At 71.9% G+C, this 14,373-nt stretch carries 14 protein-coding genes; 10 read left to right on the forward strand and 4 right to left on the reverse strand.

Annotated features, from left to right (window positions below; genetic code table 11):
* Window positions 1-42 precede the first annotated feature (42 nt).
* From ACIOGX_RS31650 to ACIOGX_RS31660, 3 genes are all read left to right on the forward strand, one after another.
* Window positions 43-1,368, forward strand: coding sequence for a M20/M25/M40 family metallo-hydrolase (locus ACIOGX_RS31650; protein ID WP_129772582.1), 1,326 nt, complete (start codon window positions 43-45; stop codon window positions 1,366-1,368).
* A gap of 151 nt (window positions 1,369-1,519) precedes the next feature.
* A complete protein-coding gene (gene chpH / locus ACIOGX_RS31655; RefSeq protein WP_356514182.1) occupies window positions 1,520-1,753 on the forward strand; it encodes a chaplin ChpH in 234 nt (77 codons plus the stop codon).
* A gap of 141 nt (window positions 1,754-1,894) precedes the next feature.
* The gene (locus ACIOGX_RS31660; RefSeq protein WP_401918090.1) at window positions 1,895-2,698 is read left to right on the forward strand and encodes a chaplin family protein; all 804 of its coding nucleotides are present in this window, start codon (window positions 1,895-1,897) and stop codon (window positions 2,696-2,698) included.
* Between the two features lie 122 nt (window positions 2,699-2,820).
* Here the strand turns inward: ACIOGX_RS31660 and ACIOGX_RS31665 are convergent, their stop codons facing one another.
* Window positions 2,821-3,009 carry a DUF5703 family protein gene (locus ACIOGX_RS31665; protein ID WP_030354641.1) on the reverse strand — a complete coding sequence of 63 codons (189 nt, stop codon included), beginning with the start codon at window positions 3,007-3,009 and terminating at the stop codon, window positions 2,821-2,823.
* 47 nt (window positions 3,010-3,056) lie between these two features.
* Here ACIOGX_RS31665 and ACIOGX_RS31670 point away from each other — a divergent pair, with 47 nt between their 5' ends.
* Window positions 3,057-3,707 (forward strand): hypothetical protein, encoded by a 651-nt coding sequence (locus tag ACIOGX_RS31670; RefSeq protein ID WP_129772585.1) that lies wholly within the window; start codon window positions 3,057-3,059, stop codon window positions 3,705-3,707.
* Window positions 3,708-3,840: 133 nt separating this feature from the next.
* Here the strand turns inward: ACIOGX_RS31670 and ACIOGX_RS31675 are convergent, their stop codons facing one another.
* Both ACIOGX_RS31675 and ACIOGX_RS31680 read right to left on the reverse strand, forming a co-directional pair.
* Window positions 3,841-6,222: a helix-hairpin-helix domain-containing protein gene (locus tag ACIOGX_RS31675; protein ID WP_401918312.1), complete on the reverse strand. Its 2,382-nt coding sequence runs from the start codon at window positions 6,220-6,222 to the stop codon at window positions 3,841-3,843.
* Window positions 6,207-7,190: an aldo/keto reductase gene (locus tag ACIOGX_RS31680; RefSeq protein ID WP_129772587.1), complete on the reverse strand. Its 984-nt coding sequence runs from the start codon at window positions 7,188-7,190 to the stop codon at window positions 6,207-6,209. Before ACIOGX_RS31680 ends, ACIOGX_RS31675 begins: the two co-directional genes overlap by 16 nt.
* Before the next feature lie 128 nt (window positions 7,191-7,318).
* Here ACIOGX_RS31680 and ACIOGX_RS31685 point away from each other — a divergent pair, with 128 nt between their 5' ends.
* Complete coding sequence (locus ACIOGX_RS31685) at window positions 7,319-8,371, forward strand: LLM class F420-dependent oxidoreductase (RefSeq protein ID WP_383960777.1); 1,053 nt, start codon at window positions 7,319-7,321, stop codon at window positions 8,369-8,371.
* Window positions 8,372-8,659: 288 nt separating this feature from the next.
* Window positions 8,660-9,445 (forward strand): ferritin-like domain-containing protein, encoded by a 786-nt coding sequence (locus ACIOGX_RS31690; protein ID WP_401764814.1) that lies wholly within the window; start codon window positions 8,660-8,662, stop codon window positions 9,443-9,445.
* A 115-nt stretch (window positions 9,446-9,560) separates the two neighbouring features.
* On the opposite strand, the gene ACIOGX_RS31695 is transcribed toward ACIOGX_RS31690, so the two are convergent.
* Window positions 9,561-10,613, reverse strand: a complete 1,053-nt coding sequence (locus ACIOGX_RS31695; RefSeq protein WP_401764811.1) for a magnesium and cobalt transport protein CorA — start codon at window positions 10,611-10,613, stop codon at window positions 9,561-9,563.
* A gap of 84 nt (window positions 10,614-10,697) precedes the next feature.
* Here ACIOGX_RS31695 and ACIOGX_RS31700 point away from each other — a divergent pair, with 84 nt between their 5' ends.
* The 4 genes from ACIOGX_RS31700 (at window position 10,698) to mshC (ending at window position 14,292) form a co-directional block, all read left to right on the forward strand.
* Window positions 10,698-11,384: a histidine phosphatase family protein gene (locus ACIOGX_RS31700; protein WP_401918093.1), complete on the forward strand. Its 687-nt coding sequence runs from the start codon at window positions 10,698-10,700 to the stop codon at window positions 11,382-11,384.
* A 137-nt stretch (window positions 11,385-11,521) separates the two neighbouring features.
* Window positions 11,522-12,112, forward strand: coding sequence for a DUF3090 domain-containing protein (locus ACIOGX_RS31705; protein WP_356514169.1), 591 nt, complete (start codon window positions 11,522-11,524; stop codon window positions 12,110-12,112).
* The gene (locus ACIOGX_RS31710; RefSeq protein ID WP_401918095.1) at window positions 12,076-12,903 is read left to right on the forward strand and encodes an SCO1664 family protein; all 828 of its coding nucleotides are present in this window, start codon (window positions 12,076-12,078) and stop codon (window positions 12,901-12,903) included. Before ACIOGX_RS31705 ends, ACIOGX_RS31710 begins: the two co-directional genes overlap by 37 nt.
* 159 nt (window positions 12,904-13,062) lie before the next feature.
* Window positions 13,063-14,292 carry a cysteine--1-D-myo-inosityl 2-amino-2-deoxy-alpha-D-glucopyranoside ligase gene (mshC, locus tag ACIOGX_RS31715; protein ID WP_383960789.1) on the forward strand — a complete coding sequence of 410 codons (1,230 nt, stop codon included), beginning with the start codon at window positions 13,063-13,065 and terminating at the stop codon, window positions 14,290-14,292.
* The last annotated feature ends 81 nt before the right edge of the window (window positions 14,293-14,373 follow it).

A 14,373-nucleotide genomic window follows, 5' to 3' on the forward strand; every position in this document is an offset into this window, starting at 1 on the left:
CAGCAGCGGGAACCACCAGCAACGACCGTGGGAGTGAGCAGCGTGAGCGAGCCGAACGCGGGCAGGACCGTCTCGGGCGAGGACGAGGTCGTCGACCTCTGCCGTGATCTGATCCGGATCGACACCAGCAACTACGGCGACCACTCGGGACCGGGGGAGCGGGCCGCCGCCGAGTACGTCGCGGAGAAGCTCGCCGAGGTGGGCCTCGAACCCCAGATCTTCGAGTCCCACAAGGGCCGTGCCTCCACCGTCGCCCGGATCGAGGGCGAGGACCCCTCCAAACCCGCGCTGCTCATCCACGGTCATACGGATGTCGTCCCGGCCAACGCCGAGGACTGGCGGCATCACCCGTTCTCGGGCGAGATCGCGGACGGCTGCGTCTGGGGCCGGGGCGCGGTCGACATGAAGGACATGGACGCGATGACCCTCGCGGTCGTACGGGACAGGATGCGCAGCGGCCGCAAACCCCCGCGCGACATCGTGCTGGCCTTCCTCGCCGACGAGGAGGCGGGCGGCACGTACGGGGCGCGGTATCTCGTCGACAAGCACCCCGGGCTCTTCGAGGGCGTCACGGAGGCGATCAGCGAGGTCGGCGGCTTCTCCTTCACCGTCAACGAGAATCTGCGGCTCTATCTCGTCGAGACGGCGCAGAAGGGCATGCACTGGATGCGCCTGACCGTGGACGGCACCGCCGGGCACGGCTCCATGACCAACAACGACAACGCCATCACCGAGCTGTGCGAGGCCGTGGGGCGGCTCGGCCGCCATCAGTGGCCGGTGAGGGTGACCAAGACCGTACGGTCCTTCCTGGACGAACTGTCCGACGCGCTGGGCACCCCGCTCGACCCGGAGGACATGGACGCCACGCTCGCCAAGCTCGGCGGCATCGCGAAGATGATCGGCGCCACCCTGCGCAACTCCGCGGCGCCCACCATGCTCGGTGCCGGCTACAAGGTGAATGTGATCCCCGGCCAGGCGACCGCGCATGTCGACGGCCGTTTCCTGCCCGGGTACGAGGAGGAGTTCCTGGCGGACCTCGACCGGATCCTCGGCCCGCGGGTCAAGCGGGAGGACGTGCACGGCGACAAGGCCCTGGAGACCAGCTTCGACGGCACGCTGGTGGACGCCATGCAGACCGCGCTGTCGGCGGAGGACCCGATCGCACGGGCCGTTCCGTACATGCTCTCGGGCGGCACCGACGCCAAGTCCTTCGACGACCTCGGCATCCGCGGCTTCGGTTTCGCGCCGCTCAAGCTGCCCCCGGAGCTGGACTTCGCCGGGATGTTCCACGGTGTGGACGAGCGGGTACCGGTTGACGGCCTTCAGTTCGGTGTGCGGGTGCTGGACCGCTTCATCGACCACAGCTGACAACGGAGTTGGCGGTTCCGGTAATCGACAGCGTGTGCAGGCGCGACTGAGAAGAGTGAATGCGACCATACGCTCGTAGCCTCATTACTTCCTCCTCGTTACAGGTGATGCGGTCCGCGGCTGGGACCGCATTTGCCAACGAGGAGGAACAATGATCAAGAAGGTCGTCGCTGCTGCGGCTGTTACTGGTGGTCTGGTGCTCGCGGGTGCGGGCATGGCCGTCGCCGACGCGGGCGCCCAGGGTGCCGCTGTCGGTTCTCCCGGTGTCCTCTCGGGCAACGTGATCCAGGTTCCGGTCCACGTTCCGGTGAACGCGTGCGGTAACACGATCTCCGTGATCGGGCTGCTGAACCCCGCCTTCGGCAACGTGTGCATCAACAACTGACGTCATATCGCTCTCACCCCGTGAGGGTCTGAGCCCGAGTGGCCCCGGAGTGCGCGCCATGCACTCCGGGGCCGCTGGGCATCCTGCCCCGGCACCGATGCCCAGGGCAGCTCCGGAAGGCAGAAGGCAGGGATCGAAGCTATGAGACAGGTCACGCGCAAGGGCCTGATCACCGTGGCGGCCGCGGGCGGCGTATTCGCCCTCGGCGGCGGCTACGCACACGCGGACTCGGGAGCGAGCGGCACCGCCGCGAACTCCCCGGGAGTGCTGTCCGGCAACAACGTTCAGGTTCCGGTGCATGTCCCGGTCAACGTGTGCGGGAACACCGTCGATGTCGTCGGGGTACTCAACCCCGCCTTCGGCAACAACTGCGCCAATGTGTCCGGCAAACCGGCCGGAGGCGCACACGGCGGGGGCCAGGACGGCGGATACGGCGGCGGGTCGCACACCGGCGGCTCCCACCCCGGCGCCACACACACCGTGCCGGGCGGCGGCTCCCACGCGGGCGGCGGCGCGGCCAACTCGCCCGGTGTCGGCTCCGGCAACGTGGTCGAGGTGCCGGTCGACGTCCCCGTGAACGTCTGCGGGAACACCATCGACGTCGTCGGTCTGCTCAACCCCGCCTTCGGGAACGGCTGCGCCAACGACGCGCCCGTCCACCCGCCGGTCAAGCCCGAGCAGCCCGGCACGCCCGGGAAGCCCGGGAAGCCGGTCGCCCCGCCCGAGCCGGGAACGCCGCCGTCCGAGCGGGCCATCCCGCCGGCGCCGGGTCGGCCCAGCGCCCCGAACAACCCGGAGACGCAGACCGTCGCACAGCCCAAGGGCACCGAGGTCCTCGCGCAGACCGGTGCGGGCGCGCTCGGGATCGCGATTCCGGTGGGCGCGGGCATGCTGCTCGCGGGCACCGTCCTCTACCGCCGCTCCCGGGCCCGTTCCGCCGCGTAGTCACACGGATACACGCCGTACGGGAACGGGTTCCGGCGGAACCGGAGACGGAACCGGCAACGGAACACGGTAGGACAGGGGCGGGCCTCGCAGCAGCGGGGCCCGTTCCGTCGTCCTCACCCTCACCAGGTGGCGCGCACCTGGCGGATGATGCGCCGGCGCAACCGCACTCTGCGACTGCCGTCCCGGTGCAGGCTCAGACGGTCCAATTCCCAGTGTCCGTACTCGGCGTGGTCGGTGAGCAGACGCGCCGCTTCCTTGCGGGAGACCCCGCGCGGCACGTACACGTCGACAAATTCGTATTCCGGCATCGCATCTATTGTGCGGGCAGAGCCCAGGTACGGATAGCGTCTGCACTATGTCTGATGCTGCGCAGCCCACCGCTGCCGAGGTACGCGCTGCCGCCGAGGCGGTCAAGGTAGCTCTGGACCGCCATCTCGCGGCGGTCGAACACCGCACGGGTGAGGACGACCCGGCTGTCTCCGACGCGTTCAACGCCCTCGCCGTCGCGGCCGAGGTCTATGACGAGCGGCTCTACAACCGGTACGACGAAGTCACCCCCTTCGAGATCCCGGACCCGGACGACTCTCTGCCGCCCTACAACGGTCCCGAGGAGCCCAACGCCCTCAGCGTGCTGATCCGGCGTGACTACGCGGTCGTGGAGCCGCAGCGGCTGCTCGCACAGGCACAGCGCATCGTCGATGTGGAAGGGGACACCGACAACGGGGGAGTGGTGGGCGGCAGTGTGCACGCCGCTCTCGGTGTGCTCTTCGGCGAGTACGAACCGGACGAGATCGCCTCCCGGCACAAGGAGTTCGGTCTTGAGGAGGGCGACTCCACCCTCTGGGTGTCGGCCGCGGACGACCTTCCCGAACCGGGGGAGTGGCTCTCGGCGCCCTTCGACCAGGCCGACCCCCAGCAGGTGGTCTGCCGCTTCGATGTCAGCGCGGTCTTCGACGAGGACGATCTCGACGCGGACATCGACGACCTGGAGGAACAGGACGCCTGACGTCCGTACCGCCCGCGCCGGACCCCGGTGGGTGCGGCGCGGGCGGTACGGACGTCCCTGCCCGGTCAGCGGCCCCGGCCGGGTCACCGGCCGGGTCTCGTCAGCGGCCGGGACCGGTCGGCCGAGCCGCGGGTCAGCCCGGCTGTGCCGCCGGCGCCAGCAGGCTCTCGATCAGCGGGCGCAGCCTGGTCGTCCGCTCCTGGAACGGGACGTCCGTCACGGCGTGTGGCAGCGCCTGGTCGACGCCGTGCACCACGGACAGATGGCGGTCACCCCGGCTGAAGGCCGTATAGACCCACGGGCGGCTCAGCCCGCGTGCGGCATCGCCGGGGAGCACCACGACCGCCGCGGGCCAGCGCATCCCCGCCGCCTGGTGCGCGGTGAGCGCCCAGCCGTGGCGTACGGCGGCCTCGACCCGCTCCCTGGGGACGACGACCGCCGTGCCCGCGCAGTCGAGACGCAGCCCGTCGGCGTCCGCGGAGACCACGGCCCCCTGGAGCGTCCTGCCGGGCGACGGTACGTAGGCGATCCTGTCGCCCGGGTCGAAGCCGCCGAACCGGCCGGGACCGGGGTTGAGCCGCTGCTTGAGCGACGCGTTCAGGGCGCGGGTGCCGGCCGAGCCGCCATGGCCCACGGTGATCACCTGCGTCTGCCCGGCGTCCACCCCGAAGGCGCGCGGCACGGACTCGGCCACCAGCTGCACCGTACGGTGCACCGCCTCGCCCGCGTCCCGCACGGGAACGATCACGACCTCCTTGCCGGGGGCCTCGACCTGGTGCAGCTCACCGATGCCGATGCCGGAGACCAGCTCGCCGATCGGCCCGGGGTCGGGGGTACGGGAGGCGACCTGCGGGCACACCCGGGCGGCCAGCAGATCGGCGAACACCCGGCCCGCGCCCGCCGACCACAGCACTCCGGGGTCGCCGCCGAGGACCAGACGGCTGCCGTCGGGCAGCGACTCGACGATCATCGCGGCCGTCTCCACATCGAGCTGTGGCGCGTCCAGCACGATCAGGAGATCGAGCGCGAACATGCCGTCCGCGTCCCGCCCGGGGCCTTCCGTGCCTGCCAGCAGTCCGGCCACGGTCACGGCTCCCGCCGTCGCGTCCAGCCGGTCGCGGCCGTTCTCGCTGTGGGCCGCGACGACCGCGCGCACCCCGAGCGCGCGGGCGGCCCCGGCCAGGGCGACCGGCTCGGCGCGCGCGGCCTCACCGCCGGTGTGCAGGACGAGTCCATGCCCGGCGACCGCGCGGATCAGCTCGGCCGCCGCGCGCGGGGCCGCCGCCGCGGCCTCGTCCCAGGAGCCGTCGGGCCCGGTCTTGACCAGCCGCGCGAGCCCGTCGGCGAGGCTCTCCTCGGCGAGCGCGTACCGGTCGAGGCCCAGCAGCACCGGGGCCGGCGGACCGGCCTCGGCCGGATCCGCACCGTCGGCCGGCTCGTCGCCCCGCACGGCCTCCCCGCCGCGCTCCGCGCCGCCTTCCGAGCCGGTCTCGGACTCATCCTCGAAGCCGTCTTCGAAGCCGTCCTCGAACTCGCCTCCGAAGCTGTCCTCCGCGCCCTCCTGGAACACCAGCACCGCGCCCTCGGCGATCGCGTGCCGCACCGCCTCGTGGGGGTCGGGCACCGCGTGCTCGGCCAGCGTGCCCCGTACCGACGCGGCCTCCAGGGCCGTGTGCCCCTGGAGCGCGGCCCGTTCCAGCAGCCAGCCGACGAGCGCGGCGGCCCGCCGTTCGTCGCCGGGACCGCACGCCGCCCCGAGCAGGGCACGCGCGAACCCGTCGGCCTGTTCGGGCCGTACCCCGGGGACGGCGAGCAGCTGCCACGGGTCCTCGCGCAGCACCTCCGCGGCCCGCTCCCCGAGAACGGCGGCGACCTGCCCGGCGAGCGCCTCCGGCGCGCCGCCCTCGACCAGCACGGCCCGGACGGCGGACACCGCCTCCTCCGGAACGGTCTGCCGCGCCGAAGCAGACGCGGGAGCAGAAGCCGGAGCGGGAGCCGAGGCAGGCGCGGAGGACGACGCCGAGGAGGGCCCCGACGCGGGCTCAGCGGCGCGCGCGGACGCCTGGGAGCGCTCCGGGGCGGCGGACGCGCGCGGGCCCAGCAGGGAGCGGTCCACGGGCGCGCCGCTCTCCACGGCCCGTACGGCGGCGAGCAGATCGGCGGCCTGCCCGCTCAGTTTGGTACCGGCGGCGATGGGTCCTGCCTTCTCCGCCTTGCGCTGCTCGATCCGCTCCCGCAGCTCCCGCTGGGCGGCCAGCTCGGCCGCCGCCTCGGACACCTCGGGCGCCTCGGACGCGGTGCTCTCCGCTGTCCCGCCCTGGGCCTCCCCGGTCTCCCCGGTTTCCGCGTCCGGCGCGTCCGCGCCCCCCACGGTGTCCGTGTCCGTGTCCGCGTGGGTGTCCGGCGCAGGCCCGGCAGCGGCTTCCGCGTCGGGCCCACCCGCCGTGGCGTGCTCAGCGGCGGTCTCGGCCGCCCCTGCGGCGGTGTCGCGGTCCGTACTCACAGCGTGCTCCAGTCCTGGTCGGGATAGCGGTGCACGGGCGCCGACACATCGTCGAGCGCCTGGCAGATCTCGTCAGGAAGAGTAAGGCTCTCCACTGACAGAGCGGCCGTGAGCTGCTGCGCGTTGCGCGCGCCGATGATCGGCGCCACCACCCCGGGACGGTCCCGGATCCATGCCAGCGCCACTTCCAGCGGCGTCGTGGCGAGCCCCTCCGCGGCCGTCGCGACCGCGTCCACGATCCGGCTCGCCGCCTCGTCCAGATACGGCTCGACGAACGGGGCCAGCAGCTCGGACGCGCCCCGCGAGTCGGGGGGCGTGGTGTGCCGGTACTTGCCGGTGAGCACCCCGCGCCCCAGCGGTGACGACGGCAGCAGTCCGACCCCGAGATCGATCGCGGCCGGGAGCACCTCCCGCTCCACCCCGCGCTGCAACAGGGAGTACTCCATCTGACTGCTGGCCAGCCGCGTCCGTATACCGGGCGAGGCCAGCTGCCAGGTGGCGGCCTTGGCCAGCTGCCAGCCGCAGAAGTTCGACACCCCCGCGTATCTGGCCCGCCCGCTGGTGACCGCGATGTCCAGCGCGTGGAGCGTCTCCTCCAGGGGCGTGCCGGTGTCAAAGGCGTGGATCTGCCACAGGTCCACATAGTCGGTGCCGAGCCGCTCCAGGGACGCGTCCAGCGCGGCGAGCAGATGACCGCGTGAACAGTCGAAGCGCCGGTAGGGATCCGGCACGCTCCCGGCCTTGGTCGCGATGATCAGATCGCGGCGCGGAACGAGCCGTTCGACGAGTTGGCCGAGCAGATATTCGGCCTCCCCGCCGCCGTACACGTCCGCCGTGTCGATCAGCGTTCCGCCCGCCTCCCAGAAGGCCTTCATCTGGTCGGCGGCGTCGTGCTCGTCGGTGTCCCGTCCCCAGGTCAGGGTGCCGAGCCCGATTCTGGACACGCGCAGGCCGGTTCGGCCGAGATGCCTCTGCTCCATGGCTGCTGAGATTACTGGCCATGGCCCCACGCGGAGAGAGCCTGTGGACAACCCGCCCTGACGGATCGCCGTATCGCGCGCTAGAGTCCCGGGGCACAGGGACGTTACTCATCGGTAAGGGAGTGGTTATGCGGCTCGGCATCAACCTCGGATACTGGGGCGCGGGGATGGACGGCGACAACCTCGCCGTCGCTCAGGAGGCCGACCGGCTCGGCTACGACGTCTGCTGGGCCGCCGAGGCGTACGGCTCCGACGCGCCGACCGTACTGAGCTGGGTCGCCGCGCAGACCGAGAGCATCGACGTCGGCTCCGCGATCCTCCAGATCCCGGCGCGCCAGCCCGCGATGACGGCCATGACCGCCGCCACCCTCGACTCCCTCTCCGGCGGCCGCTTCCGGCTCGGCCTCGGCGTCTCGGGACCCCAGGTCTCCGAGGGCTGGTACGGAGTGAAGTTCGACAAGCCCCTCGCCCGTACCCGGGAGTACGTGGAGATCGTCCGCAGGGCCATGACCCGCGAGCGGCTGTCGTACGACGGCGAGCACTGGACGCTGCCGCTGCCCGGCGGCCCCGGCAAGCCGCTGAAGCTCACCGTCCACCCGGAACGCGAGCACATCCCGCTCTACATCGCCGCGATCGGTCCCAAGAACCTGGAGCAGACCGGTGAGATCGCCGACGGCGCGCTGCTGATCTTCCCGTCCGCCGAGCACCTGGAGGACACGGCGATCCGGCATCTGCGGGCCGGCCGTGAGAAGGCCGGGCTGACCATGGACGGCTTCGACGTCTGCCCCACCGTGCCGATCGCGGTCGGCGACGACGTCAACGCGCTGGCCGATGTCTTCCGTCCGTACACCGCGCTCTATGTGGGCGGGATGGGCAGCCGCAAGCAGAACTTCTACAACCAGCTCGCGCGGCGCATGGGATACGAGAAGGAGGCCGCCGAGATCCAGGACAAGTACCTCGACGGCGACAAGAACGGCGCGGCGGCGGCCGTACCGCACGAACTGATCGACTCGACGACGCTGCTCGGCTCCATGGAGCGGATCGCCGACCGGATGGGGGCGTACGCCGCCGCCGGGGTCACGACGCTGACCCTCGCCCCCTCCGGTTTCACGCTCGACGAGCGGATCGCCGCGCTCCGCGTCGGCACGGAAGCCCTGGAGCGCGCCGGTCTGGTCTCCTAGCCCGGATCTCCTAGCCCGAACGGGCTACCGGGCCCGCGCCTCCGTGAGGGAGGGCCGCGGAGACGTACGAGGGCGCCCGGCCCGAAGTCCGCGGCCGTGGTGGGGGCTCGGGGGGTCTTCCCCGCCACGGCCGTCGTGTACGACAACGCCTCCGGGCCCCGCTCGGTTACGCGCGGGGGCTTCCGTGGCGCTCCTTCTTTCGGCTCAGCCGGCCGGCGTAGCTGTTGCCTGTTGCCCCGCACCCCATTTGACTCGGTTTCTGCGGATGTCTGTATGGAGGTGGCAGTGATGCTCTCGGCCCGAAGCCTGTTCCAGGAAATCCTGGACGACGATCGTTCCTTCCGGCTCTTCTGCTCCATCGCGGCCAGCGGCGAGGCCCAGGGCGGCTGGGAGAACGGCCGGATCGCCGCCCTGGTGCCGGACTCCATGCGGCATCTCGCCCCGAAGATCGCCCGGCACGGCGCCGACGAGGACAAGCACGGGCGGATCTTCCACGCACTGCTGCGGAAGCGCGGTCTCCGGCCGGTCCCGGTGCCCGCGGAGACCGACTACACCATGCTGCTGGAGCGGCGGGGCATCGGGCTCACCCACACGAAGCTGCGCCGTGAGGAACCGCTGACCGAGGAGGACATCCTCGTCTATCTCGCGCACAGCCGGATCACCGAGCAGCGGGCCGCCGACCAGATGGTGATGCTCGTCAGGTACTTCGGCGACAACCCCGAGGTCGGCAGGGCCGTCAAGATGATCAGCGATGACGAGGACAACCATCTCGCCTACTGCCACGAGGAGTTGCTGCGGCTGGCGCGCGCGGGCCACGGCCGTACGATCCAGCGCACCCTGCGGCGGTGCGCGCTGTCCGAGATCAGGGTCTACCGTCAGGTGAGCCTCGCCGTGATGGGCCGGATGGGTCGGATCCTGGGCTGGCCGGCGCCCAAGTCGGCGGCGCTCACGGCGGGGATCCACGCCCTGTACGCGTATGAACGGCTCATCGGCTGGCGCCGGATGGTCACGCTCACGATGCCGGAGCGGCGCGACGCGCTCGGCGGGGCCGCGACCGCCGTACCGGTCTTCTGAACGGCGGCCGGCCTTCTGCCCCGCGCCGGGCTTCTGCCCCGCGCCGGCCTCCGGAACGCGCCGCCGACCGTCCGAACCAGCGCGTCTCCACGCTCCCCCCGGACGCACCGGCGGGTCAGAGCCAGCCGCGACGCTTGAACGCCCGGTGCAGCCCGAAGACCACGACCGCCATGAAGACGAGCACGGCCGGGTACGCCCACACGTACCCCAGCTCCGGCATGTACGCGAAGTTCATCCCGTAGATCCCCGCGACCAGCGTGGGGACGGCTGCCATCGCCGCCCACGCCGAGATCTTCCGCATGTCGTCGTTCTGCCGCACCCCCATCTGCGCGAGGTGCGCCGCCAGGATGTCGGAGAGCAGCCGGTCGAGCCCCTCCACCTGTTCGTTGGCGTGCAGCAGATGGTCGTTGACGTCCCGGAAGAACGGCTGGGAGCCCGTGTCGACGAACGGCACCCCGGGGCCCGCCAGCCGGGCCATCGGCGCCGCCAGCGGACCGGTGGCCCGGCGGAACTCCATCACCTGTCGCTTGAAGTTGTAGATCCGTTCCGCGGTCGGCGTCACCGACCCCGACCGGGTCTTCGGTCCCGACCCCTGTCCCGACCCGGACGATCCGGACCCGCCGTCGCCCCCGCTCGGCGCGAAGACCTCCGCCTCCAGCTCCTCCAGATCGACCTGGAGCTCCCCGGCCACCTCGATGTAGTGGTCCACGATCGCGTCACTGACCGCGTACAGGACCGCCGTGGGACCGTGCTTGAGGACCTCGGGCTCCGCTTCGAGCCGCTGCCGTACGGCCGTCAGCGGAGCGCCCTCGCCGTGCCTGACCGTCACCACGAACGAGTCGCCGACGAAGACCATCAGCTCACCGGAGGTGACGATGTCGTGTTCGTCGTCGTACAGCACCGGTTTGAGGACCATGAACAGCGAGTCGTCGTAGATCTCCAGCTTGGGCCGCTGATGGGCGGTGAGCGCGTCCTCCACGGCCAGCGGATGCAGCCCGAACTCGCTGCTCACGAGGTCGAACTCGTGCGTCGTGGCCTCGTGCAGCCCCAGCCAGAGGAACGCGTCGCCCGTGGCGCGCGCCTCGTCGAGGGCGTCGGAGAAGTCGGCGGGGCCGTCGGTGCGGCGTCCGTCGCGGTAGATGGCGCAGTCCACGATCACGGCGGGCATTCTCCCCCTTCCGGCACCCGCCCGCATCCCCCGGGCACGGACCGGCCCATGACGCTGCCGTACCGACCGCCTACGCTGGCGGGCATGGCCACGTTGATCCTCGTACGTCATGGACGGTCCACCGCCAACACCGCGGGGCTGCTCGCGGGCTGGACGCCGGGGGTCGCCCTCGACGAGCGCGGCGCCGCCCAGGCCGCGGCGCTGCCCGGACGGCTCGCGCGGGTGCCCGTCGCCGCCGTCATCAGCAGCCCGTTGCAGCGCTGCCGGGAGACCCTTCAGCCACTGCTGGACGCCCGGCCGGAGCTGACGCTCCAGACCGACGACCGGATCGGGGAGTGCCACTACGGCGACTGGTCCGGCCGCAAGCTCGCCGAACTGGCCGACGAGCCGCTGATGACGGTCGTGCAGCAGCATCCCTCGGCCGCCGTCTTCCCCGGGGGCGAGTCGATGCGCGCGATGCAGGCGCGCGCCGTGGACGCCGTACGGGAGTGGAACGCGCGCGTCGAGGAGGAGCACGGCGAGGACGCCGTGTTCCTGATGTGCTCGCACGGGGACATCATCAAGGCGCTCGTGGCGGACGCCCTGGGCATGCATCTGGATCTTTTCCAGCGGATCCATGTGGACCCCTGCTCGGTCACGGCGGTCCGCTACACGCGGCTGCGCCCCTTCGTGCTGCGGCTCGGCGACACCGGCGATCTCGCCGGGCTGGCGCCGCGTGAGAACACCGGCGGCGGCAGCGGTGTTGTGGGAGGCGGAGCGGGAGCACCGTGATCGCTCCGCGCAGTAGGGTGGACGCGCCGTCCGTGCGATCCAGGGGATTCCCGGGACCCGCGGCCCGCCCGTCGCGATGTCCGGCCCCGTGCCAGACCGATGTGCCGTAACCGACGATTTCCAAGGGAGATCAGGACGTGTCCCGTCAGGTGTTCCTCTACGACCCACCGGACCGCTTCGTGGCCGGTACGGTCGGGCTGCCTGGACGCCGTACGTTCTTCCTGCAGGCTTCCGCCGCAGGGCGCGTCACCAGCGTCGCCCTGGAGAAGACCCAGGTGGCCGCGCTCGCCGAGCGGATCGACGAGCTGCTCGACGAGGTCGTACGCCGTACCGGTGGCAATGCCCCCGTACCCGCCATGGTGCCCTCCGATGTCGCCGACTCCGCGCCGCTCGACGCCCCGGTGGAGGAGGAGTTCCGGGTCGGCACGATGGCGCTGGCCTGGGACGGCGACGAACAGCGCATGATCGTCGAGGCGCAGGCGCTCGTCGAGCTGGACGCCGAAAGCGACGAGGATCTCGCCGAGGCCGAGGAGCGACTGCTCCAGGACGAGGAGAACGGTCCGCCGATGCTCCGCGTCCGGCTGACCGGCGCCCAGGCCAGGGCCTTCGCCAAACGCGCTCTGGACGTGGTCAACGCCGGCCGCCCGCCGTGCCCGCTGTGCAGCCTGCCGCTCGATCCGGAAGGACACGTATGCCCGCGCCAGAACGGATACCGCCGAGGAGCGTGACGGCGGTCGATCTCCTCGCCAAGGGCGAGCTGACGGTGCTCGGGCGGATCCGCGAGGCGTCCAACGCGGTGCTCTACTGCTCCGTCTCGTACGAGGGGGAGGAAGCCCACTGCGTCTACAAGCCCGTCGCGGGCGAACGGCCCCTGTGGGACTTCCCCGACGGCACGCTGGCCCAGCGCGAGGTGGCGGCGTACGAGGTCTCCGAGGCGACCGGCTGGGGGCTGGTGCCCCCGACCGTGCTCCGGGACGGACCCCACGGCGAGGGCATGTGCCAGCTGTGGATCGAGGCGGACACGGACGCGACCGCCGCGCCGCTGCTGGCCCTCGTCGAGGAGGAGGAGCCGGGCGAGGGCTGGAAGGCGATCGGCCTCGCCGAGGTCGGCGAGGGGGAGACCGCCCTGCTGGTGCACGCGGACGACGAGCGGCTGCGCCGCCTCGCCGTGCTCGACGCGGTGATCAACAACGGCGACCGCAAGGGCGGCCATCTGCTGCCCGCGCCCGGGGGCCGGCTGTACGCCATCGACCACGGCGTCACCTTCAACGTCGAGGACAAGCTGCGCACCCTGCTGTGGGGCTGGGCCGGCGAGCCCCTGCCCGCACCGGTGCTCGACGTGCTCGGCAGGCTGGAGGAGGCCCTGACGGAGGGCGCGCCCCTCGCCACCCGGCTGGCCGAATTGCTCACGGTGGCCGAGACCGACGCCATCCGGTCCCGGGTGGGTGAACTGCGCCACACGGGCCGCCATCCGGAACCCTCGGGACAGTGGCCCGCGATCCCCTGGCCACCCGTCTGACCACGGCAGGAGACCGGCCCGGCGCGGGTCGCGCGACCTGGGGCGCCGGGTCCGCCCGCGGCCCGGAGCAGCCCCCTGCGGATCGCGCAAGAGCGCCCAATAGGCCAGGACCACCCATCCGGTTCGTATGCGGAACATCCATCCGGTTACGCTCATGACATGCATGCCTGGCCCGCTTCCGAGGTCCCCGCCCTGCCTGGCAAGGGCCGCGACCTCAGGATTCACGACACCGCGACCAATGGCCGAGTCACCCTCGAGCCCGGTCCCGTCGCCCGTATCTACGTCTGCGGCATCACCCCGTACGACGCGACCCATATGGGTCACGCGGCGACCTACAACGCGTTCGACCTCGTTCAGCGCGTGTGGCTCGACACCAAGCGGCAGGTTCACTACGTCCAGAACGTGACGGATATCGACGATCCGTTGCTGGAGCGCGCGCAGCGCGACGGAGAGGACTGGACCGGGCTCGCGGAGCGCGAGACGGCGCTCTTCCGGGAGGACATGACCGCCCTTCGCATGCTGCCGCCCCAGCACTACATCGGTGCCGTGGAGGCGATACCGGGCATCGTGCCGCTGGTGGAGCGGCTGCGCGACGCGGGGGCCGCGTACGAACTCGACGGTGACATCTACTTCTCCGTGGAGGCCGACCCGCACTTCGGCGAGGTCTCACGCCTCGACGCGGAGACCATGCGGCTGCTCTCCGCCGAGCGCGGCGGCGACCCCGACCGGCCCGGCAAGAAGAACCCCCTCGACCCGATCCTCTGGCTGGCCGCGCGTCCCGGTGAGCCGAGTTGGGACGGGGGCAGCCTGGGCCGCGGCCGGCCCGGCTGGCACATCGAGTGTGTGGCCATCGCCCTGGACCATCTGGGCATGGACTTCGACGTCCAGGGCGGCGGCAGCGATCTGGCCTTCCCGCACCACGAGATGGGCGCCTCGCACGCCCAGGCGCTGACCGGCGAGCACCCGTTCGCCCGTGCCTATGTGCACGCCGGAATGGTCGCGCTGGACGGCGAGAAGATGTCCAAGTCCAAGGGCAATCTGGTCTTCGTCTCGACGCTGCGCCGCGAGGGCGTGGACCCGGCGGCGATCCGGCTCGCGCTCCTCGCGCACCACTACCGCTCCGACTGGGAGTGGACGGACCAGGTGCTCCAGGACGCCGTGGAGCGGCTGGCGCGCTGGCGGGCCGCGGTGTCGCGGCCCGACGGGCCCTCGGCCGAGGCGGTGGTCGACGAGATCCGTGCGGCGCTGGCGGACGATCTGGACGCCCCCGCGGCGCTCGTGGCCGTCGACCGCTGGGCGGCGCTCCAGGACACCGCGGGCGGTACGGACGAGGGGGCGCCCGGAGTGGTGTCGCGCGCGGTCGACGCGCTGCTCGGAGTCGCGCTGTAAGGGGCCTTGCCCCGGCGGATGTCGGAGCCCTGTCCCGGCGGACGTCGGAGCCGGGCGGACCGGCTGGTCCGGGAACGGTAC

The organism is Streptomyces sp. NPDC088147 (assembly GCF_044741565.1).
GTDB lineage: Bacteria > Actinomycetota > Actinomycetes > Streptomycetales > Streptomycetaceae > Streptomyces.